This window comes from uncultured Ruminobacter sp. (assembly GCA_902764345.1).
GTDB lineage: Bacteria > Pseudomonadota > Gammaproteobacteria > Enterobacterales > Succinivibrionaceae > Ruminobacter.
The window spans coordinates 1-22,969 of the sequence record CACWVT010000009.1 but is presented as its reverse complement, the minus strand read 5'-3'; the positions used below and the strand labels follow the sequence as shown (position 1 = coordinate 22,969).

Annotated in this window: 20 protein-coding genes and 1 other RNA gene; 14 read left to right on the top strand and 7 right to left on the bottom strand. The window is 44.8% G+C overall.

Annotated elements, in window-relative coordinates; translation table 11 throughout:
- Positions 1–45 precede the first annotated feature (45 nt).
- Positions 46–1,095 (bottom strand): calcium/sodium antiporter, encoded by a 1,050-nt coding sequence (locus QZU58_RS03175; protein ID WP_294494776.1) that lies wholly within the window; start codon positions 1,093–1,095, stop codon positions 46–48.
- A gap of 444 nt (positions 1,096–1,539) precedes the next feature.
- Here QZU58_RS03175 and smpB point away from each other — a divergent pair, with 444 nt between their 5' ends.
- Together smpB and ssrA are read left to right on the top strand one after the other, a co-directional pair.
- Positions 1,540–2,025, top strand: a complete 486-nt coding sequence (gene smpB, locus QZU58_RS03170) for an SsrA-binding protein SmpB (RefSeq protein ID WP_294460417.1) — start codon at positions 1,540–1,542, stop codon at positions 2,023–2,025.
- 147 nt (positions 2,026–2,172) lie between these two features.
- Positions 2,173–2,566, top strand: a transfer-messenger RNA (tmRNA) gene (ssrA, locus tag QZU58_RS03165).
- Between the two features lie 189 nt (positions 2,567–2,755).
- Here the strand turns inward: ssrA and icd are convergent.
- Both icd and QZU58_RS03155 read right to left on the bottom strand, forming a co-directional pair.
- Positions 2,756–4,003, bottom strand: coding sequence for an NADP-dependent isocitrate dehydrogenase (icd, locus tag QZU58_RS03160; RefSeq protein ID WP_294494773.1), 1,248 nt, complete (start codon positions 4,001–4,003; stop codon positions 2,756–2,758).
- 349 nt (positions 4,004–4,352) lie between these two features.
- Positions 4,353–6,011 carry a hypothetical protein gene (locus QZU58_RS03155; protein WP_294494771.1) on the bottom strand — a complete coding sequence of 553 codons (1,659 nt, stop codon included), beginning with the start codon at positions 6,009–6,011 and terminating at the stop codon, positions 4,353–4,355.
- 422 nt (positions 6,012–6,433) lie between these two features.
- Between QZU58_RS03155 and QZU58_RS03150 the strand changes: the two genes are divergently transcribed.
- The 6 genes from QZU58_RS03150 to corA all read left to right on the top strand — a co-directional run bounded on the left by QZU58_RS03150 (position 6,434) and on the right by corA (position 11,964).
- Positions 6,434–6,934, top strand: coding sequence for an NUDIX domain-containing protein (locus QZU58_RS03150; RefSeq protein ID WP_294494768.1), 501 nt, complete (start codon positions 6,434–6,436; stop codon positions 6,932–6,934).
- Between the two features lie 166 nt (positions 6,935–7,100).
- Positions 7,101–7,562, top strand: coding sequence for an NUDIX domain-containing protein (locus QZU58_RS03145; RefSeq protein WP_294494766.1), 462 nt, complete (start codon positions 7,101–7,103; stop codon positions 7,560–7,562).
- An 85-nt stretch (positions 7,563–7,647) separates the two neighbouring features.
- Complete coding sequence (mnmA, locus tag QZU58_RS03140; RefSeq protein WP_294494764.1) at positions 7,648–8,739, top strand: tRNA 2-thiouridine(34) synthase MnmA; 1,092 nt, start codon at positions 7,648–7,650, stop codon at positions 8,737–8,739.
- A 9-nt stretch (positions 8,740–8,748) separates the two neighbouring features.
- Entirely contained in the window at positions 8,749–9,381 is a 633-nt protein-coding gene (locus QZU58_RS03135; protein ID WP_294494762.1) for a DUF489 family protein, read from the top strand.
- A 44-nt stretch (positions 9,382–9,425) separates the two neighbouring features.
- Positions 9,426–10,799 carry an adenylosuccinate lyase gene (gene purB, locus QZU58_RS03130; protein WP_294494760.1) on the top strand — a complete coding sequence of 458 codons (1,374 nt, stop codon included), beginning with the start codon at positions 9,426–9,428 and terminating at the stop codon, positions 10,797–10,799.
- A 211-nt stretch (positions 10,800–11,010) separates the two neighbouring features.
- The gene (gene corA / locus QZU58_RS03125) at positions 11,011–11,964 is read left to right on the top strand and encodes a magnesium/cobalt transporter CorA (protein ID WP_294494758.1); all 954 of its coding nucleotides are present in this window, start codon (positions 11,011–11,013) and stop codon (positions 11,962–11,964) included.
- A 24-nt stretch (positions 11,965–11,988) separates the two neighbouring features.
- Here corA and QZU58_RS03120 read toward each other — a convergent pair whose 3' ends face one another.
- A complete protein-coding gene (locus QZU58_RS03120) occupies positions 11,989–12,498 on the bottom strand; it encodes an NUDIX domain-containing protein (protein ID WP_294494754.1) in 510 nt (169 codons plus the stop codon).
- A 187-nt stretch (positions 12,499–12,685) separates the two neighbouring features.
- On the opposite strand from QZU58_RS03120, the gene QZU58_RS03115 reads away from it, so the two are divergent.
- The 3 genes from QZU58_RS03115 (at position 12,686) to asnS (ending at position 15,552) form a co-directional block, all read left to right on the top strand.
- On the top strand, positions 12,686–13,141 hold the full coding sequence (locus QZU58_RS03115) for a hypothetical protein (RefSeq protein WP_294460392.1): 456 nt from the start codon (positions 12,686–12,688) through the stop codon (positions 13,139–13,141).
- A gap of 122 nt (positions 13,142–13,263) precedes the next feature.
- The gene (locus QZU58_RS03110; RefSeq protein ID WP_294460390.1) at positions 13,264–13,821 is read left to right on the top strand and encodes a hypothetical protein; all 558 of its coding nucleotides are present in this window, start codon (positions 13,264–13,266) and stop codon (positions 13,819–13,821) included.
- 330 nt (positions 13,822–14,151) lie between these two features.
- Complete coding sequence (gene asnS / locus QZU58_RS03105; protein WP_294460386.1) at positions 14,152–15,552, top strand: asparagine--tRNA ligase; 1,401 nt, start codon at positions 14,152–14,154, stop codon at positions 15,550–15,552.
- Between the two features lie 139 nt (positions 15,553–15,691).
- Here the strand turns inward: asnS and QZU58_RS03100 are convergent, their stop codons facing one another.
- The 3 genes from QZU58_RS03100 to maoP form a co-directional block, all read right to left on the bottom strand.
- Positions 15,692–17,302, bottom strand: coding sequence for a DHH family phosphoesterase (locus QZU58_RS03100; protein ID WP_294494751.1), 1,611 nt, complete (start codon positions 17,300–17,302; stop codon positions 15,692–15,694).
- Between the two features lie 185 nt (positions 17,303–17,487).
- Positions 17,488–18,816, bottom strand: coding sequence for an amino-acid N-acetyltransferase (gene argA / locus QZU58_RS03095; RefSeq protein WP_294460382.1), 1,329 nt, complete (start codon positions 18,814–18,816; stop codon positions 17,488–17,490).
- A 141-nt stretch (positions 18,817–18,957) separates the two neighbouring features.
- Complete coding sequence (gene maoP / locus QZU58_RS03090) at positions 18,958–19,284, bottom strand: DUF413 domain-containing protein (RefSeq protein WP_294460379.1); 327 nt, start codon at positions 19,282–19,284, stop codon at positions 18,958–18,960.
- A gap of 823 nt (positions 19,285–20,107) precedes the next feature.
- Between maoP and glnS the strand changes: the two genes are divergently transcribed.
- The 3 genes from glnS (at position 20,108) to QZU58_RS03075 (ending at position 22,841) form a co-directional block, all read left to right on the top strand.
- A complete protein-coding gene (gene glnS / locus QZU58_RS03085; RefSeq protein WP_294494747.1) occupies positions 20,108–21,775 on the top strand; it encodes a glutamine--tRNA ligase in 1,668 nt (555 codons plus the stop codon).
- A gap of 34 nt (positions 21,776–21,809) precedes the next feature.
- Entirely contained in the window at positions 21,810–22,280 is a 471-nt protein-coding gene (locus tag QZU58_RS03080) for a hypothetical protein (RefSeq protein ID WP_294460374.1), read from the top strand.
- Positions 22,281–22,418: 138 nt separating this feature from the next.
- Entirely contained in the window at positions 22,419–22,841 is a 423-nt protein-coding gene (locus QZU58_RS03075) for a hypothetical protein (protein WP_294494744.1), read from the top strand.
- Positions 22,842–22,969 lie beyond the last annotated feature (128 nt).

Below are 22,969 nucleotides of genomic sequence, written 5' to 3'. Positions count from 1 at the left end.
GTTAATCAGCAGTGTCGCACACACTCGTATTCAGGCCATCCGCGATCAGTTCAGAAATGACAGAAATTCAGGAAGTCTGTTTCCGTTAAGCGACATGTAAATAAGCAGTGCCGTATAGAGTACGTAGGCCGTCAGCCAGAATGCACCTATCCTGCGTCCTAGTTTCGCCTTATCCGATTTCAGACTTAATGAGAAAATAATCAGTGACAGGGTCAGCAGCAGACAGAATCCGCCGTCCCTGTATAAAACAATTTTGTCCACGCTGTAAGGCATTATTACGCCAGCAAGCCCCAGTACCGCCGTGTTGTTGAAAATGTTTGAACCGATGATGTTACCGACGGCAAGTTCATTACTGCCCTTTCTGGCGGCAATGATGGAAGCAGTAAGTTCAGGAAGTGAGGTACCGATGGCCACCACGGTAAGACCGATAATCACCTCGCTGATTTCAAGAAGCTTGGCAATGTCAACGGCACCGTAAACAATAATTTTAGAGCTCAGCACCATGAAAATCAGACCGGCAACGGTATAAACGGCAGACCTAACCGGGCCCAGGCTTCTGGCCTCCTCGGAACATTCCTCAATCTGCAGTTCTTCATCAGCGGATTGGGAGTCCGTACCGTTCTTTACTGCCTTGGACTGTTTTCTGGCTCTCAGTCCCTCAAAAACCGTATAGGCAACAAACAGTGAAATGAAAACCAGAAGAAATGCCGACTCAGTTCTTGATATGATGCCGTCAGCAGCAAATACCAGCGGGATTATTACGGTAAGAAGCAGTAAGGGATATTCCTTTTTCTGCAGATTTCTTTTTACGATTACGGGAGTCAGCAGTGCAGTAACGCCGAGAATCAGTGAAATGTTGCAGATGTTTGAACCCCAGGAATTACCGAGAGCAAGTGAAGGACTGCCGTCAAGAGCCGAAAAAACGGACACCAGCATTTCCGGGGCAGAGGTGCCGAAACCGATAATCAGAATGCCGATGAGAATTTCCGGAACTCCGAGACACAGTGCAAGTCCTGAAGCTCCGTCAACGAACTTCTGGGCACTGTATATCAGAACAGAAAAACCTATAACCACACACAGCAGTGCAACAACCATTTTATGACTCCATACATACGGGGGAGACCGGCCGAAACAAACGCTTCGAAACGGAAAACATCTTCCGTACGGATTCGTACCCTGCTCCGGTGCACGAATTTCCGTCAATGTCTCCAGGCATTATTATAAATTTTCCGTAACGGGAGCTTTTCAGAAAAATCACGCTTATACCCCGTTACCGTTCGGCAATTATACAATATTTTTTCTGTTTCTTTGTCAAACTTAAGTATTTGACGGAGCGTCATTTATTCAACAATGTCGGACTTTGGGGATATGGTGCTCACGCCAAATCCGAAAACCCCGAAAACACTTGATTTTCCGCCACAAAATTGTTTAAGATTCCATCTTACGTTCTGACTTGCGGACAAGGTCCGTAAACCGTACGGAATACGGCGGAACAATACATATTTCGACATTTTTATCTTTTTAAAATGGACACACGCAATGAGCGGTAACAATAACAAACAGGCAATAAAATCAACCGTTATTGCCGTAAACAAAAGAGCCAGCCACGATTATTTTCTGGAACAGCACTTCGAAGCGGGCATCAGCCTGCAGGGGTGGGAGGTAAAGGCACTCCGTGCCGGCAGAGCCAGCATCGTTGACGGTTACGTAACCATCAAAAAAGGTGAAATATACCTTATAGGTGCAAACATCACTCCGCTTGATCAGGCCTGCACTCACGTAATCTGCGATCCTACCAGAACAAGAAAGCTTCTTCTTAACAGACGTGAAATTGATAAACTCATAGGATCCGTTGAAAGAGCAGGATACACCATTGTTCCACTGAAGCTCTACTGGAAAAAATCACTGGTAAAACTGGAAATTTCCCTCGCCCGAGGTAAACAGACTCACGACAAACGCGATTCAATCAAGGAACGCGAATGGAAACGTGATCAGGCCAGAGTGATGAAAAAATCGATAAGATAAACTCTGAACTATCGTTTTATGAAATATTCCGGAAAAATCATTCTATTTCTTGAATATCCGCGTAAAACGGTTATAATTAAACTCAGGTCAGTTCAGACGGCCTTTGTTTTCAGCCTCCTGAACGGTGTTTTTAAATACAGCTTTAAAGGGGATGATTAGGATTCGACTGGAAGAGTGAAGTCAAAACAGCATGTAGAGGCGTGGGTGGCCTCTTAAAAAACCCACAAAAAGATAATCGCAAACGATGAATCTTACGCTTTAGCTGCTTAATAACCAGCGACAAGCAAAACCTGTAGTCAGAGCCTAAAAAACTTTTGGACTACCCGGAGCCTGGATTTGACAATAGGTTCAGAATCTCCGGATCCCAATATTGTATCGGGTGAATCCTCGACTGAAGGAGTAGCCTTAAATCCATTCAGTCTGGTGAGTCTGTAGCGTGTCGGTCCGCGTCAGGCTTACGAGATTAAAAGATTCGACTAAACATGTAGACGTTGAGATCTAGCCTTTTGGGACGCGGGTTCAAATCCCGCCATCTCCACCAATTGACAGACGGCAGCCATTCGGCTGCCGTCTCTGTTTTCATGATGCCCGCTTTACGTTTTTTCCATGGTCTTTGCTTTCAGTTTTACGCCACCTGTTTCCTGCTTAAGACAGCAGACAGCCATCCTCGGAAAATAAAAAACCGCAGGTTCAAAAACCTGCGGTTCCGTTTCAGATATCGGAAAATGTATTACATCTTACCGATGATTTCATCAGCGAATTCTGAACACTTGATTTCGGTAGCGCCTTCCATGAGACGTGCGAAATCGTAGGTTACACGCTTACCCTTGATGGCACCTTCCATACCCTTGATAACGAGATCAGCAGCCTCATTCCAGCCCATGTGACGAAGCATCATTTCAGCTGAAAGAATGATTGAACCAGGATTTACCTTATCAAGACCGGTATACTTAGGAGCGGTTCCGTGGGTAGCTTCAAACATCGCGCAGGTACTGCCGATGTTTGCACCAGGAGCGATACCGATACCGCCAACCTGAGCGGCAAGAGCGTCTGACATGTAATCACCATTGAGGTTCAGGGTTGCGATTACGTCATATTCTGCAGGACGTAACAGAATCTGCTGCAGGAATGCGTCAGCAATGCAATCCTTGATTACGATGTCTTCACCGGTCTTAGGATTCTTGATCTTCATCCATGGACCTTCGCCGATAAGTTCGCCGTTGTACTGTTCCTTGGCAACTTCATAGCCCCACTGCTTGAAAGCACCTTCAGTGAACTTCATGATGTTACCCTTGTGAACAAGAGTTACTGACTTGCGGTTGTTGGCGATTGCATATTCTATTGCAGCCTTAACCAGTCTCTGAGTACCTTCCTTTGATACAGGCTTAACACCGATACCGCAGTCCTTATCGAAACGAATCTTGGTAACACCCATTTCATTCTTCAGGAAGCTGATAACCTTATCGGCTTCAGGAGTACCGGCCTTCCATTCAACACCTGCGTAAATGTCTTCACTGTTTTCACGGAAAATAACCATGTCTACGAGTTCAGGCTGCTTAACTGGGCTTGGGACACCTTCAAAGTAACGTACTGGACGCAGACAGATGTATAAATCGAGCTGCTGACGTAAAGCAACGTTTAATGAACGGATACCGCCACCGATAGGAGTTGTTAAAGGGCCCTTGATGGAAACAACGTATTCCTTCAGAAGATCAAGGGTTTCATCAGGAAGCCATACATCCTGACCGTAAACCTTAGTAGCCTTTTCACCGGCATAGATTTCCATCCAGGAAATCTTCTTGGAACCGTTGTATGCCTTTTCAACAGCAGCATCAACAACCTTAATCATTGCAGGAGTGATATCACTGCCGATACCGTCACCTTCGATAAAAGGAATGATTGGATTGTTAGGAACATTTAATCCGTTACCCTGAACCGTAATCTTGGCACCGGCAGGTACAACAACCTTAGAAGTCATATAAGAATCCCCATGAATAACATTAAAAACCAGTTCCAATAAATGAAAAAGCCGCATTTACAACAGCATTGACAGCCAAAGCATTCAAATATCAGTTCTGACAAAATTAAAATAAAATAATGTACGGGAGTAATTATAAAGATGGTTATTTCATTTATCAAACATTCTTTGCACTCATTGTCCCAAGGAAACGGCAATTTATTCCATCACAGTAAATGAGGGCAGGTCTTATTAACTTAATTGTTAATTGCTCCCCGGTCTGTAACCTACTTGTGACCGCCTTTATCAAAATATGTATCCTACAATAACCGTTCTGCAAGTTTATGGAATTTCTACATCCATTCTGCAATTAGTTCTGCATTCCATAACTCTTCAGCCGTTCATGAAAAGCCCGTCTTCTTGAATACTTTATTTTGTACTGATGCATGAATCTATCCTTTTCCCCAATTTTTATTCTTGATTCAAGAACATCCCCGTATGCAGCTATAAAGGCAGCACAGGTGTCATAAAGATTTCTCAGATTATTCTCCATAACGTCAAGAACCTTGCGTTCCAGCCATTGTTCTATTCTTTTCAACCACAATTCACAGGTACTTTCAGTTAGAGTAACACCTGATTTCCATCTCTCAAAACAATCCAAGAAAAGTGACCTTTGTGAAAGACTTCGATCCAAATCCGTTCCCTTACAAATAGCCTCGCCGTCAAATGAACAAGCTTTAATTAAATAATTAGCCATCTCAGACATTTCTTTCAGGTCTGTCTTTTGTGAATTCATCAGCATCAGCAAAAATGCAACCCCATCTTCCATCGGAAAAATACAACTGCCCGTTCCAACTTCAAATGACATAAAGCGTTGAATCATTTCGTCGAAACGTTCATCAAAAAACATTATTACCGGCAGAATATTACTCTCCCACAAAGACCTGTTTTCACCATTGTAATATGAGGTATAGATATTTCTGATCCTGTCGGCATATTTATCCCAATGTAGAGAATACACACGAATACGAAGAAAGTTTACGACAGAAGGAGTTGAACGAAAGGCTTCCAACCAGCAGTCTTCGGCGACCTGTCGATTCTTTAAAGTCAAAGCACACTCTGCCGTCAGAAGTGCAACTTCACTTCTGCATGCATGGTCAACCGGGATGTTCTGCATTCCCTGAAAACCTATACGCAGCATTTCTTCTGATGAAGCGTTTTCCCTGCCTCTGAGCAGTATATTTTGATAAAGAACCGGATGACTTTTAGCGTAACGTTCGGCAACCTCCATGGTCGCATTCCCATCAGTCAGCATATTCTGCGCTTCGATAAGCAGTCTGTCAGTCTTTTGGGAAGGTCTTAACGCCAAAGCCTTAATCCATAAAGGCAGCAGAGAATCCAAATTTATTTCATCAGTTCCTATTTGCAGAATTTCATCAAGTGTAACTGAATAGTAATCAAAACAGTCCATAACCGTCAGCATTGCTTCGGCCCTGGTCTCTTCCCCAGTTCCCATACATGTAAGATATAAGGATTCAACTATCGTCTTTTTCAGATCAATATTAACCAGATTGTAAGATATGAGATCCTGAAGATCCATTGTATCTCGATAGAACTCTCCCAAAACGTAAACTTTGGTTTTAGACAGATTTCCGGCAAGCTCAGCCCCTTTTTCATATTTTGAAAGATCTACACATTGATGCAGCACTCCGACGGCCTCGGTTATGTCATTCAGAATATCGTCAGGATCGGAAAAATCAAACTGTTCATCTTCACAATCATACCAGTCATCCCATTCCTCGTTACATTTACACATAAGTTTTCTGTTACCGTTCTGAATTTCAAACAGCGAATTACTAAGCGAATCCACATGTTGCTCAAAACCTGTATCTGCTTTTTTATCGGATTCTTTTTTATCAGTTGTAAATTTCTTAGAATGAACGCAACAGAAAACATCCAGTCCTGAGAGAAAGTTACTTCTGTCGATTTCAGACACCTTACGAGCCATTTCATGTATAAACAATCTCAAAGAATCAGCATCTCCGACTGATAACCTTCGATCAACTTCATTTATGAATGTCCTGTAATTCATTGCAATTTTTCTTCCTTTTACCACATACACATTATCCGGCCGTCAACTTCTGTTTGAAGCAGATTTGAAGAAACAACTCAGAAAATTTTCCCACATGATTATTAGGGGAATAATATAACACAACCTTAATCTTACGATTCAGAAGCTTTTATACCGGTAATGATTTACACGACTTTTCCATGGACTTTTTATAAATGGCCTGAAATAACTTATCGCCACGGCATTTTCCGGCACGGCACAAAAATCAGGATTTTCCTTCGGCGGGAATAATTTTTTCAATTGCGGAAGTCGGGAGTTATGCTTCCGCCATCCCTTGTGATAGAATTTTCAGAGAATCGAAACAGTGAGTATTTTTAATCATGTCCTATAAATTTAAACCTGTTTCCGTCGTTGCCGTTATTGTTACGGTCGGAGACAAATACCTCATAGTCGAGGAACGCCTTGGTAACGGACTTCCGGTATTCAATACGCCTTCCGGACATCTGGAACATTGGGAAAATCTGGTTCAGGGAGCACGACGCGAGCTCTTTGAGGAAACCGGAATCAGAACCGAGCACCTGGACGGAATCGTGGGGATCTACAATCTGGTACAGGATAACTACACCATGCTGAGAACCGTCTTCAGTCTCAGACTGGAGAGCATCCCCGAACTAAAAATAAACGATCCCGACGGAGACATTGTGGCTCACCACTGGCTGACGTTCGAAGAATGCCAAAGGATTAAGGACAGCATGCGTTCCGAACTGGTGTTTGATGCCATTAGGGATTTCAGGGGCGGTCGTCATTACCCGTTGGAACTCATCACGAGCTACAGCAGGCTTTCCGGTTCCGTACGGAGCCTCGTCGGTGAAAATTCCTGAAACATTTTTATCTTTACCTCTTAATCAAAAGTGACTATTGATCACATTATTGATAAAATACTGGTGTCTTTACGGACATAAACATTAGACCGCCATCAGGCGGTTTAATGTTTATGCTCCCGGTGACATGAACAAAACCCAATCCACAACAAGCGAGAAAAAACAAATGGCTGAACGCTTTCGTCCGTACGTGACAGTAGCGGCTATCATTGAATGCCGCGGTAAATATGCTCTGGTTTCCGAATATGATGAAGCCCCTTATCCGGTTTTCGGACAACCTGCAGGTCATCTTGAAAACAGGGAAGATCTCATTGAAGCGGTAAAAAGGGAAATGCTCGAAGAAACCGGGCTCAGTCTTGAACCGCAGGGACTCTGCGGCATCTACACATACGTTAAGGATAACGAAACAATTCAGAGATACTGCTTTTACACCGTAAATGACAGTCTTCCGGAAGAACTGACGGCCAGAGACCCGGATCATGACATTCAGTCCGTAGCCTGGTATGACAGGGAAGAAATAGAAAAACTCAAACCTCAGTACCGTACCAGACTAGTCAAGCACTGTTTTGACGACTATTTTGCGGGAAAGAGATACCCTCTTGACATTCTGAAGACAATAAAGCCCTAACAAATTGAAATAAAACCTACATTGTCTTATAATTGTCAGACGTATTTCTAAATATTTCATAACAATTCTGGTATTTTGATCACAAATGTCAACAAAAAAAGTAGTTGTGGGTATGTCAGGCGGTGTCGATTCATCCGTTTCTGCATATCTGCTTAAGGAACAGGGTTACGATGTTGTCGGACTTTTCATGAAAAATTGGGAAGAGGACGATACCGATACTTACTGCTCTGCCGCAGCAGATCTTGCGGACGCAAGAGCCGTATGTGAAAAAATAGGCATAGAACTCAAAACCATCAACTTTGCGGCAGAATACTGGGATCGCGTTTTTGAAAACTTTCTGTCCGAATACAGCGCCGGAAGAACCCCGAATCCAGACATCCTCTGCAACAAGGAAATCAAATTCAAGGCTTTCCTTGATTATGCCATGGAGGATCTGGAGGCTGACTACATAGCAACAGGTCACTATGTTCAGCGCACGTTTGACGAAAAACCAAAGCTCCTCAGAGGAACGGATCCGAACAAGGATCAGAGCTATTTTCTCTACACCCTGAGCCATGAGCAGATCGGCAAATCACTGTTTCCGGTGGGCGACATCCTTAAACCGAAGGTTCGCGAAATTGCCGCAAAGCTCGGTCTGGTTACCGCCGCAAAGAAGGACTCCACAGGTATATGCTTTATCGGCGAAAAGAGATTTAACGAATTTCTGAGTCGTTTTCTTCCTGCAAAGGGGGGAGACATAGTTACCGTTGACGGAGAGGTCATCGGCAGACATGACGGACTCATGTACCATACTCTCGGGCAACGCAAGGGCCTCAGAATCGGAGGCAGAAAGGACAGCACTGACGAACCATGGTACGTTGTCGACAAGGATCTGGAAAACAATCAGCTTATAGTTGCACAGGGGCACAATCATCCGCGCCTGATGTCCAGAGCACTTATTGCGACAAGCCTCTGCTTCACCGACAGGGAACCACTCAAGGCAGGCAGGTACACCGTTAAAACCAGATACCGTCAGCCTGACATACCATGCTATGCCGAACAGATTGACGATGACAGAATCAAAGTGATCTTTGACCATGACGTTGCTGCCGTAACTCCGGGCCAGAGCGCCGTTTTATACAACGGTGATGAATGTCTCGGCGGCGGTATTATTGAACAGCGTCTGCAGAACGTTTAAGGAGACCTTATGGCTAACGACATTTACGCACAGACACAGGCATTTGCAGCCATATGTCAGGCCGGAGCCCTGATTCAGGATCTGGCTAACTGCGGAACATGGGACGAAGATGCAGCAGCAATTCTCATCAAATCGCTGGCCACAGACTCCACGAATGATCTCGAACAGCTCTATCCTCCGAAATATCTCAAAAAAGGGTATTTTTCACTCGTTCAGTGTTTCAGCGGAAACACCGGTGAACAAAGATATTTGCAGCTTGCAAAGTATGTGATTCTTTTCGTCCGTCTGGAAAGAAAGGTCACAAAATCCGCAACCGCCGCAGAAAGACTTGCCAGGAGACTCAGAGACAACACCGCAGAAGCAAGGTCCAGACATTTATCCGTGCTGGATCCCGATCTCATAGCCAATCTTTCAAACATATACAAATCGGAAATTTCCGACACAGGATTACTGAAATTTAATATTTATGGCAAAAAGAACATGCTGCAGCAGCTGCACATTCAGCATAAAATCAGAGCACTGATACTTGCTGCCATAAAGGCGGTAATTCTCTGGCGCAACGCCGGAGGCAGACGCCGCAGCTTTATTTTTAAAAGAGCCAGACTGGTTGAATGTGCCAACACCCGTCTGAAACAAATTTAACAGATTCCTATACATTTTTTAATAAACTGGAGCTATAACAGCAAATGGAATTAGAACTTTCTACTCTTACCGCAGTGTCCCCTATCGACGGACGTTATGCAGGCAAATGTACGGATCTCCGTGCAATCTTTTCTGAATTCGGTTTAATGCATAACCGTGTAACCGTTGAGGTTGAATGGTTAAAGAAGCTTGCCGCAACTCCTGAAATCAAAGAAGTTCCCGCTTTCAGCAAGGAAGCCGTCGCCTACCTGGACAACATTGTCAACAACTTCAGCATTGCTGATGCGGAAGCCATCAAGAAGCACGAAAGCGTAACCAATCATGACGTTAAGGCAATCGAATACTTCCTTAAGGACAAGGCTGCAGAATTCCCTGAAATCAATGCTGTTAAGGAATTCATCCACTTTGCGTGCACCTCAGAAGACATTAACAACAACTCTCATGCCTTAATGCTCAAGAAGGCCAGAGAACAGGTTATCGTTCCTTTATTCAACCAGATTATTGATGCCATTGCCAATCTGGCACACACCTATGCCGAAGCTCCGATGATGTCAAGAACCCACGGTCAGCCTGCTTCTCCTTCAACCTTGGGTAAGGAAATGGCAAACGTTGTATACCGTCTCCGCCGTCAGCTCAAGCAGATTGAATCTGTTGAACTCCTTGCAAAGATCAACGGTGCCGTAGGTAACTACAACGCTCACTTAAGCGCTTACCCTGATGTTGACTGGAAGAAATTCAGTCAGGAATTCGTGGAAAGCCTCGGCTTAACCTGGAATCCGTACACCATCCAGATTGAACCGCACGACTACATTGCCGAATTATTCAATGCCATCGCAAGATTCAACACCATCGTTCTCGATTTCGACCGTGACATCTGGGGTTACATCTGCCTCGGCACCTTCAAGCAGCGCACCATTGCCGGTGAAGTAGGTTCTTCAACCATGCCTCACAAGGTTAACCCTATCGACTTCGAAAATTCAGAAGGCAACATCGGCATCGCCAATGCAATCTTCAACCACTTGGCAGCCAAGCTCCCTGTAAGCCGCTGGCAGAGAGACCTCACCGACTCAACCGTTTTAAGAAACCTCGGTGTTGCAGTCGGCTATACCGAAATTGCAATGAAATCAACCCTCAAGGGCGTAAGCAAGCTTGAAGCAAACACCCAGCACATGCTCGACGAACTTGACAACAACTGGGAAGTTCTTGCCGAACCTTACCAGACCGTAATGCGCAGATACGGTGTTGACAAGCCTTATGAAAAGCTCAAGGCTCTTACCCGCGGTCAGAAGGTTAATCAGGAAATCATGTTGAAGTTCATCGACACTCTTGAAATTCCTGAAGAAGCCAAGGAATCTTTAAGAAAGCTTACCCCTGCAAATTACATCGGCCGTGCCGTTGAATTCGCAAAGGAAATCTAATTATCCGATTCTGATTACAGAAATCGCATGAGCAATGAAAACCGGCCAAAGCCGGTTTTTTTATGCCTCCAGTATTCCCGGTCAGTGTGTGACCCAGTAGTAAAAACAGACTACTCATTCCTCTCATGCGACACCTTACAAACCTTTGCCGTTTGCATAACAGAGCCCCTTTTGTTAAAATACGACAGTTAAAACAGGCAGGAGGACAGAGATGATCAGAACATACATACTGAATAACCAGACCCTGACCTATAAGGATCTGGAACCTCTTAAACCGATACCTGAAAACACCATCTGGATTGACATCAAGAATCCTAACGACGAAGAACGCGAGTGGATGCAGCATCTCTTCAAGGAAGAAGTTCCTGAAGAGGATGACATCGACGAAATCGAATCATCATCCCGTTTCTACATCGACACCGACGGCGTGCACATCACTTCACTGTTCCCTCAGAGAAAGGGAAGGGAAACCGAGAGCTCCAACGTGCTTTTCACAATTCACGGCAGCATGCTCATCACCTTCCGTGAAGAGGACGTAAGCATCATCAGACTGCTGCGTCACTACCTGAAGCACGATCGCGTGGAAATCAATGACAACATTGATATTTTTCTGGAACTGCAGGACATCAAGGTTGAATCCCTCTCAGACTACATTGAGGATTCCTATGAAACCCTGGAGGAAACAGCCTCTCAGGTTCTGTCAGATGATGATGAAACGATACAGGATCTGTTGCAGGAACTGACCTTCCAGGAAGAAACAATCTCCCAGATCCGTAGTGCGCTGTTCGATACCAGAAAGGCACTGCGCTTCCTGCGCAAATCAATTACAGGCAGACTGTCACCACAGCAGTTTGAAACCATCGACAACATTCTGCAGGACATTGAATCCCTGCTGCCGCATACGCAATTCATGTTTGACAAGATTAATTTCCAGCTGCAGACGGCAATGTCATACACCAATCACAAGCAGAACAAGATTATCAAGATCTTCTCGGTGGCTGCTGTAGTGTTCATGCCTCCGACATGGATTGCAAGCGTATACGGCATGAACTTTAAGTTTATGCCTGAACTCGACTGGCAGTACGGCTATCCGATATCAATAGCCATGATGATTCTGTCGGCAACCATAACATACCTGTTCTTCAGACGCAAAAAATGGTTGTAACGGTCGCCGTCTTCATGAAAACCGTCAGCCGTTGAGGCTGCCGCTTTTCAGCTTCTCCTGAACAAATCTGAATGCTATAAGAGAATCCGGGGTAAATTCCCCGGCCCTTGCATACACCTCTTCGGCGGTAAGCATCAGCACGTCATCAACCTCACTCTGCTGCATTACGATACTGCCGCGATATTCTCCATAGAAAACTCCGGCCCAGGTAAATGTCTCCGGCTTGTGCTGGAGCTTTTTCCAGCCGAGACTTTTAAGCTCGGTTCTGACTCCAAGCTCCTCCTGTAGTTCTCTTTCCGCACTCAGGGCAATGTCATCCTCACCATCCTGAACCACTCCTCCGACGCAGGCATCAAGCATCCCCGGACAGTAATCCTTAATCATTGTTCTCCTTTCAATGTAGAAACGGCCCTCACCGTCTCCAAGAACTATATATGAGGCCCTGTGCGGCATTTCATTTCTGCGCATTACCGAACGGGGCACCACCTGAACTATTCTGTTGTTTTCGTCAACAACCGGCACCATCTCTTCCATATAATTCTCCATTTTGCAGTCCTCCGGACTGCCGATCAATACCAAGTTACGTCCGCCGGGAGATGCATCCGAGGCATCTCCGTGACAAACGGAAAAAAGGCCACCATACTCCATATTAAAACCGTGGGTTTTCTCGCCCGAAAGCGGTATAATGTGCCAACACTAAGTTTACTGGAATAAGTCAAAAATGATAAGCCTTTATAAGAATTTGATTCCCCTCACTGCAACCGCCATGCTTACGGCGTGCAGCAGCATTGCCGAATACCAAAGCGGACTGCCGTACCTGGAATATCATGAGGTTACTGCAGACATCAGCAACAGAACAGCTCCGTCCGTAAACGTCAACTTCTGTCTGGTTAACCATCTCCATGAAGACGTGGATGTCAGCAAGCTGATTCTCATTCTTTTTGTCAACGATCTGGAAATTGACATAAAGGAAATAAACTATGACAAAAGCATAAGTGAAAACTCCGAAAAATGCTACAAAACAGTATTTGAACCGGATGTTATTCACAACCCGGCCGCTTCATCAACACTACTCAATACCATGCTGGACAGAACCTATAAGATCGAAGGTACCGTGGTATACGATGAAAAGGAAGCCATTCCGGTGACCACCAGAGGTGAAGGAATCCTCCATTAATTTCATCTTAACAGAATCCGTTTCCTGCGGACAGTTCTCCGTTTTCCGGTCACTGTCCGCCACGTGTTCTTACAGTTCCATGTTATGCAACCGCAATAATAATTACAGTTAAAGGAGTCAGCGTGGAAAACAAAATGATTACCTACACCCCGAATCCGGAAAGCCCCATAAATCTGGATCTGTCGTCATACAGCAGACCTGAAGCCGACAGAGGAACCGTAAAATTCGCCTGGATGTATGCCGTCTTCGGAGCCGTATGCGTCATTCTTCTCATTCTGAAACCATATATTGCCTTTGTGCAGAGTTACTTCGTTCTTCTTGAGGTCATGGCGGCGATTCTGTTATTCATGGCAGGCAAATGCTATTTTGCATATGCCAGAGAATACAGCCGATTCCTACGCTGGGACTGCACCGCAGCCAGAATAAAAAAAATTACGGAGCACGAAAGCAACGGACACACGTTCATTGAAATGGAATTTACGCCGGAGGGAGAAAACGAAAGTATTCAGTTTACCGAGGAAATCAACGCACCAGTTCTGGGAATAATAAGGGATCTGGAAATCAACGCACTTCCTCTGCTCTACCGTCCGTCTGCCTGTCGTACCCGTAATGCATTTTATGTGGATCTCAGGTTTAATGCCGCAGGACTCGACACCTCGAACCTGATGAAAAAAAAGTAACACTGCAACGGAAAGTGACATGCAGTCATGTCATCTGACAGAGTGTCATGCATACAGTCTCTCAGCCTAAAAAATAAGCCGGTTACATGCGGAAACGACTTTTTACGGAATGATTCCGGTCCTTTTGTACCAGTGAACACCGTATCGGAAAATTTACGGATTTTTCTTCGTCTTTTTCCGCATTCAAAACGCTGAATACATCGATAAGTAATGTGTATTTTTGGTTGCCTTTTTGGGCATTTAAGAATAAGATCAGAGAGATTTTTTGTTTAATTAATTGATACTTAACTACCGGCCGTTTTTAATTGCCGGTTCGTGAGAGGTTTTATAATGATTATTGCTTCAGTTGACAGCATTTTAAAAGGTTCATATGAAGTTGGTACCGAAGTTCGCGTACGCGGTTGGATCAGAACCAGACGCGACTCAAAGGCAGGTTTTTCATTTTTAGCTGTACATGACGGATCCTGCTTTAATCCTGTTCAGGTTGTTGTTCCAAATACTTTAAGCAACTATGAAGACGGTATTTTACATCTTACCACCGGCTGTTCCGTAATCGCTGACGGCAAAATCGTAGAATCACAGGGTAAGGGACAGCAGTTTGAAATTCAGGCTACCGCTGTTGAAGTATGCGGTCTTGTTGAAGATCCTGACACCTACCCAATGAGTGCCAAGAGACACACCGTTGAATTCCTTCGCGAAAATGCCCACTTAAGAACCAGAACCAACATCATGGGTGCTGTAATGCGCGTAAGAAACTGTCTGGCTCAGGCCATCCACAGATTCTTTAACGAAGAAGGATTCATCTGGATTTCCACTCCGTTAATCACAGCCTCTGACTGTGAAGGTGCAGGCGAAATGTTCCGCGTGACCACCCTCGACATGAACAATCCTCCAAAGACCGCTGACGGTAAGGTTGATTATTCACAGGACTTCTTCGGCAAGGAATCATTCCTCACCGTTTCAGGTCAGTTAAATGCTGAAACCATCGCCTCTTCAATGTCAAAGGTATACACCTTCGGACCTACCTTCAGAGCAGAAAACTCAAATACCACCCGTCACCTCGCTGAATTCTGGATGGTTGAACCGGAAGTTGCGTTCTATGACCTCAACGACAATGCCGCTCTGGCTGAAAGAATGCTCAAGTACGTATTCAATGCCGTTCTCACCGAAAGACGCGATGACATGGAATTCTTTGCTGAACGTGTAGACAAGGATGCCATCACCAGACTTGAAAAGTTCGTATCTTCTGACTTTGCTCAGGTTGACTACACCGATGCCATTGAAATTCTGAAGAACTGCGGCAAGAAGTTTGAGTACCCTGTTGAATGGGGTGTTGACCTTCAGTCAGAACACGAACGTTACCTCGCTGAAGAACACTTCAAGGCTCCTGTGGTTGTGAAGAACTATCCAAAGGACATCAAGGCCTTCTACATGAGACTTAATGATGACGGCAAGACCGTTGCCGCAATGGACGTTCTGGCTCCGGGAATCGGTGAAATCATCGGTGGTTCTCAGAGAGAGGAAAGAATTGAGGTTCTTGACAGAAGACTTGCAGAACTGAACCTTGATCCTAAGAACTACTGGTGGTACAGAGACCTCCGTCGTTACGGTAGCGTAACCCACTCAGGTTTCGGTCTCGGCTTTGAACGTCTTGTAGTATACGTAACCGGTATGGGTAACGTACGTGACGTAATTCCGTTCCCAAGAACAGTTAACAATGCCGACTTCTAACAGCGGCTGTTACCAGGTGTAACACATAATGTAAAAACCTGTTCACATCTTTTGGATATGAACAGGTTTTCTGTTTAATGGCAGGATGAGATGAATCACTTCACGACACGGATTCCGGACCGAAGAGTCATCAGCTATGCTATACCTTCTTGTAGATGGCACTGAATCTCACGGAATCAACAATGCTGATTTCACTGTGCTGTTTCTCGTTTATGACAAGATAATCAGTAATGTTACCGAATCTGAAGTCAGAACTTGCCCACTTTGAATCAACGAGCTTTACAGGAATTCCAAGCTTTTCAATGGGTACTACCCACACATACTGAGGCTTTCTGAATGTGCAGCAGTGAAGCCTGTTTTTAAGGTAAAACTTTCTGCCGCTCTGGTCTATTACGATACGGGGCTCATCATACTCGGAAAAATCCACCATGTTAAGCGGGCCTTCGCAGTCACGGTAACGCTGCAGAAATTCGCTCCTTGAGACCGTCACCACTTCTCCGCGGCAGCTGACCATGATATACAGCTCCGGACTGACCTTTTCACGCACGTCACCGGCAGTTCCTCTAATGAGTAAAGGTCTGCCCTCCTCAGCTATCTCAGTACTGCAGACATATCCCATGACATACTGAGTTTCCTCATATTTTTCGGCATAACGCACCAGATCATCAAAGTCATAACTGTCTGAATAAATGATTCTGGCAATGGATGAATACTCCTCAAAAACACGGTAAAGATACTCATTGAAGGTCTCGGAGGATCCCTGCTCACGCAGATACTTTTCAAAAAGTCCCACGTTAACCATGCCTCCGGCCTTCAGACGGTGACCGCCTCCCCCTCCAATGCGTACGGAATCGACCATTGGAGCCGCAATCAGTTCTGCAAGTTCATTGGCCCTGATTTCCCCCACACAGGTTCTCACGGAGAATTTGTAGATGTCTGACTGTTCAGGATTGTAGTCATCACGGTTCAATCTGTTAAAGACTATGGCCGTATTGATGTTTTCCACGCGAATCATCATATCGGCAATCATTCCCAGAACGTTTGGATCACACTGAACAGACTCTATAACGGCCAGCTGCCCCTTGGAATCAAAATTCTGCAGTGAAGCCCCGGCCTGTTTCAGTTCCTCAGCACTCAGATTTGAATTTTTGAGAAGCATGAAAATCCTGTCGTCAAATACCAGTTCGTCACGAGCCTCGCGATCCGCAGGATGTCTTACCTCAGAAAATTCATTGGTATCCATGTACAGACCATAGTAAAGAGCCGTTGAAACCTCAAGACTCATGCTGTAACGTGATTTCTGAAAAAGCTGATAAACGACCGATGCACAGCTTCCGTAATGTTCCTTGATGCATGAATGACACTCTATGTCTAGTTCCCTGATTCTGTCAATGTTTTCACCCTGTCTGTGGTGATCTATCATCAGAACCTCATCGGCCTCAATATGAATTATGTTGGAGCTCAGATACTGACAGTCAACGGTAATCAGCAGACCATCTGTTCTGTATCCGTCCTCCACGTGTTCAATGGGAATGTGCAGCTTGTCCACAAACATCCTCAGGTTGCTTTTGGCAATCTTGTGCGAACCTCCGTATACGAGACGGACATCAATGCCGTGATCGGAAAAGTACTGCCATAACGCAAATCCCGAGCCGATAGTATCGGCATCAGGATAATTATGACACTGAATGGTAATCTTCCTTCTGGAAAGAAAACCTGTAAGGGAATCTATGGTTTTTATGATAGCCATTGCGGAGTAGTACTCTGTAATAAATATTTATACCCGTGATGATCAATGGTACAACACGTTTTCATGTTTTTCCTTGAGATTACAGGCATATTTTCCCAGAAAAGGACGTATTAACCACAAAAAAAAGAGAGCGGTGTTTCGGAAAACACCGCCCGTACGGATTTCATTCATCCGCCATACAGCAGTTAGTACTTAATCTGTCTGAACAGAATCTTTGACATACGCTGATAGTTGTAATGTTCCCTCTTCTTGGCCGGCAAATCCTCTATTGTTCCCGGAACAAAGCCCTTTTCGAGGAAGAAATGCGCAGACTTTGTTGTAAGAACAAACAGCTGCTTAAGTCCCTTACTGCGGGCCAATTCTTCGATCTTATTGATGAGAATGTCACCTCTTGAGGAGCCTCTGTAGTCAGGATGAATTGCCACGCAGGCAAGTTCTCCCATCTTTTCCTCATAGCTGTAGAGAGCTGCTGAGGCTATAACCATGCCGTCACGCTTGATGACAACATAGTTTTCAATTTCCATTTCCAGCTGTTCACGAGGTCTGTGAACAAGTATGCCTTCCTGTTCAAGAGGTCTGATGAGATCCATGAGCGAAGGAATATCATTGATCGTCGCCTGACTGACCTGTTCGGCACTCTGCTTTACAATCTGTGTACCGATACCGTCTCTGGTAAAGAGTTCCTGAATTACGGCGCCATCCTGTTCATGTGACACCAGATGACATCTTTCCACACCGCCGTTGCAGCAGGAAATGGAAGCCTTAAGGTATCTGTAGGTACTGTTGTGAACATCAGCGTCAATTCTTTCAAGATATTTCTGAGCCTCGTCCGGGAACATTTCGGCAATAACCTCACCCTTGTCATTCACCAGAAGCTCATCATTTGAACAGTAGGTTATCAGCTTATTGGCCTTGATTGCCACGGCCACCTGAGCTGCCACCTCTTCACTGTTAACGCTGAAGCATTCGCCGGTAACGGAGTAACCTACAGGAGAAATCAGCACGATAGAATGATTGTTGATTTCACGAAGGATGTTTTCAGCATCAATGCGACGGATGATACCGCTGTGCATGTAGTCAATACCGTCAACCACGCCTATAGGCCTGCTGGTAACGAAATTACCGCTGATAACGTTGAGACGGCTTCCCTGCATCGGGGTGTTGATAAGCCCCATTGACAGCTTGGAGGTGAGATCTATCTGCATCTGGCCGCAGACTCTTTTGATGACTTCAAATGTTTCGTCATCGGCAATGCGGATACGCTTGTAGAATCTGGCCTTTATCTGATTCTTATCGAGAGCTGCGTCAATCTGTTCCCTGGCTCCGAAAACGAGAACCAGCTTGATGTCAAGGCTCTGCAGCAGAGCAATGTCACTGATAATGTCCTCAAGGTGCGAACTTGCAACGGTGGAACCGGGAATCATTATTACAAAAGTGGAACCGCGATGATGCTTCAGGTAAGGGCCACAGTGTCTGAACGCCTGGACAAGTTTTTCATCAGAATTACGATGCATTTACAGTTTCTCTATATGTCAGTATCAGAAAAAAAACAAACCGGTACCAGACACTCACCGCATCCGCTCACTTCGGCGGAGTCCTGCGGGATAAAATCTGTCATATACCGGATTGCCAACGCAAATATAAAAATTTAATAATTAATCAATTGATTCTTCTGAAGAATCGTAACCGTCATCATCAGTGCTGGTGGTAAGGTTATGAGACTTCTTAGGGCTGATTTCAAAAAGATACTTCTTAAATACCTTGGCATTTAAATCAGTAGCAACCGCATCACCCTTAATCTGTTCAACAAAAGTCTTTTCAGCATCATCCTTAGGTTCACGGATACCCTGATAAAGTTCCATCATGGCATCACCGCATTCTTCGAGGAGGTCTGATTCCTTGATTGAGAAAAGACCGCTGCGACGGATTCCGCGTGGAAAATGAACGAAATCGTTAAAAGACTTATCTGATTCAAAACTCATAGTATTACTCTCTATCTATCTTACTAAGGTTTTCATGTTATCCGTAAAACAATAACAGGAACTTACTCGGGGTATTTTACCCCAAAAAATAGATTTAATAAAACTTTACGGTGCGGTTACGGACTTCGTGCACAGTACGAAAACCCCGTTCACCGTGCGTCATGTTCCGCATTTTCGGCATTGTACTGATTCCGCAGGCGTAAATCAGGCTGAACCGGCCCGTGACGTTTTAAAAAACACGGCGTAATTATAGTATCTATTCAGCTCAGTTTCAATTAAACATTGATATTTAGAACGATTACGGGAAAGAGAATTTTCGCATCTTCGGCGGAGTACTCATTCCTGATTTAACCATATGCCGCAGCATCAGCCGATGAGCCGTTTCCTTTATTAAAAAAACATCCGAAAACCCCTGCTCCGTGACCGAGCCCCGTGCGTATAAAACAAAAGATAAAAGATTTTTTGCTTATAGGCTTTCATGTATCATATAATTAGCTTTTAATCGGTTTGCATCACGTCACTCCGCCTTTTTTCAGGCAGTGCCGCAAACATGCGGACCACTCCGTGACAAACGGTTATTTTTTAGCAGTTTAGCGTTAACCGTGTTTGCCTGAACCTGCCGTTCAGGGAACACCGACAAAGGACCAATCAGGTACGTGCTGAAATTTCTAAAAAATAAAAAGGATTTAAACACGATTCCGCAGCAGGTGTATCAGGGACATAAGCTGTGTTCCTCCACGAATTAAAGACACGGGCGGAACGTATAGAAATTTACTGATGTTAAGTAACAAACCAAAATAAGGTATTACCCTAGAGGCCAAGTATGACAGAAGAGGCAATCCATACTTCTAACTTTATTACCCAGATTATAGATGAGGATCTGGCAGCAAAGAAATACGACACCATTGTTACCAGATTCCCGCCGGAACCAAACGGCTATTTACACATCGGACACGCAAAGTCAATCTGCCTGAATTTCGGTATCGCACGCGACTATAACGGTCTGTGCAATCTCCGTTTCGACGACACAAACCCGGCAAAGGAAGAAGTGGAATACGTTGAATCAATCGAAAACGACGTACGCTGGCTCGGTTTCTCATGGAACGGTGAACCAAGATACTCTTCAAACTACTTCGACCAGTTATATGGTTATGCTCTGGAACTCATCAGAAAGGGACTCGCCTATGTTGACGAACTCTCTCCGGATGAAATAAGGGAATACAGAGGCACCCTCACCGCTCCTGGCAGGAACAGTCCGTACAGAGACAGAACAGTGGAGGAAAACCTGGCTCTCTTCGAAAAAATGAAAAATGGTGAATTCGAGGAAGGAAAAGCCTGTCTGCGTGCCAAAATAGACATGGCGTCATCATTCATCTGCATGAGAGATCCTGTAATCTACCGCATCAAGTTCGCATCTCATCATCAGACCGGTGACAAATGGTGCATCTACCCTATGTATGACTTTACACACTGCATTTCAGACGCCATTGAAGGAATCACGCATTCCATCTGCACCCTGGAATTCCAGGATAACAGACGTCTGTACGACTGGGTACTTGACCACATCAGCATTGAACATCATCCGCATCAGTACGAATTCAGCCGTCTGAATCTTGAATACGCAATCACCTCAAAGAGAAAGCTTAACCTCCTTGTTAAGGAACAGATTGTGGACGGATGGGATGATCCGCGCATGACCACAATTTCAGGTCTGCGCAGAAGAGGCTACACCCCTGCTTCAATCAGAGAATTCTGCCGTCGCATCGGTGTTACAAAACAGGATAACACAGTTGAGTTTTCCGCACTTGAATCATGCATCAGAGAAGACCTCAACGAACACGCTCAGCGTCGCATGGCAGTTCTGAATCCGCTCAAACTCGTTATTGACAATTATCCGGAAGGACAGGTCGAACAGCTTGATGCTCAGAACCATCCGTTAAAGCCGGAGCTCGGTTCAAGAAAGGTTCCTTTCACCAGAGAACTCTACATTGAAGCCGATGATTTCAGAAAGGAAGGCAACAAGAAGTTCAAGCGTCTCTCACTCGAAAAGGAAGTCCGCCTCCGTTACGGCTACATCATAAAGGCTGAAAGCTGCGAGGAAGATGAAAACGGCAACGTAACCTGCGTACACTGTACCTATATTCCTGAATCACTGGGACAGGACGTTGAAGGACACAAGCCAAAGGGAGTTATCCACTGGGTTAGCGCCACCGAAGGCAAAACCGCAGAAATCAGACTCTATGAACGTCTGTTCAAGGTACCTAATCCGGGATCTGCCGATGATTTCCTGTCAACAATCAATGAAAATTCACTCAGAATCATCGAAAACGCCTGGATTGAACCTGCACTGCAGGAAGCTGCCGTTTCCGAAGCCTTCCAGTTCGAAAGAACCGGTTACTTCTGTGCCGACAGCAAATACACTACCCCGGAAAAGAAAGTATTTAACCTTACCGTAGCACTGAAGGAAGATTCTCAGAAGGCTGCTGCGTAACCAACCATTTGATTTTTAATTTTAAGAGGATTTTATGAGCAACGAAGAATTATACGATAATGAAGTCGTCGGTCAGGACTTCGCAAGTGAAGATAATACTTCAAACGAATATGAAGTCGATTTGAGTCGCCGCTCACCTAAAGGAGACGTTTTTGTTCAGGTTTATGCCCGTACTCGTCATTGGCTCAGGGTTGGTGTGCGTCCGGAAGCCATCATTCATGAAAGCAAGGACGGCGGCGGTGTATTCTCATTTGTAAAGAGAATGAAGGATCCTGACTACGATCCTGCCGAAGGTACCAGATACATTACCTTCAGATGTAACATTGTTCTCGGCGAACTCGAAATTGAAATGAGCTTCACCCACGTTGAGGTTTCATATCAGAACGAAAACGGCGAAATTGGCCCAGGAACCCCTGTTTACGAAGGCGATGAAGAATGTGATGCCATCAAGTCCGTATTCAACAAGGTAATCGATAACCTCGCCGCTTACTTAAGCAAGCAGTAACACTCATGAAATCAGCCGTCATTGTGAGCGTGTTTTTAGTTTTTTAGCATCGTTCACGGTAAAATTATCGGAATACTGGAATAATTAATGACCAAACCGATGACGGTTGATATCGTAGATTTTATAGCGAGGAATATTATGAACTTTTTCAGTAAATCAGTTCTCGGCTCAATGATTATGGCTGCGGGAATGACCGTTTCTGCATCAGCACTGGCTCTGGACGCAAACGTGGAAGCCCTGATCAACGACGGCAATCTTGATTCTTTACAGAAGAAAGCACTGACTCAGTATGCCGAAAGTCTTGATACAATTCTCGGCACCGATACCGAAGACAGGGATCAGGTAATTGAAACCAATAAGCAGTTCATGAATGCTCAGCAGTGTCTTGCCCAGGTTTATTCACGTGATCAGAAACCTTACATGATGCGCGTCAGCAGAAAGATTTATGAAGCGACCTTCAGCGATGACGGTCTGCTCAGAAAGTATCATGAATTTCTCGGTCAGGCTCAGCAGGAAGGTGATCTTGCATTACCTACTGAAGCAAACGCCTGCAAGAAATAAAAAACGCTTTTCCGATACGGCAGAACTCCTACCCATATTTTGAACAAATTTCTGTAACTATGGGTTAAGTCAAAATCCCCAACTTAAGTTAGAGTTGGGGATTTCTATTTATTCTTCAGACTCTACTG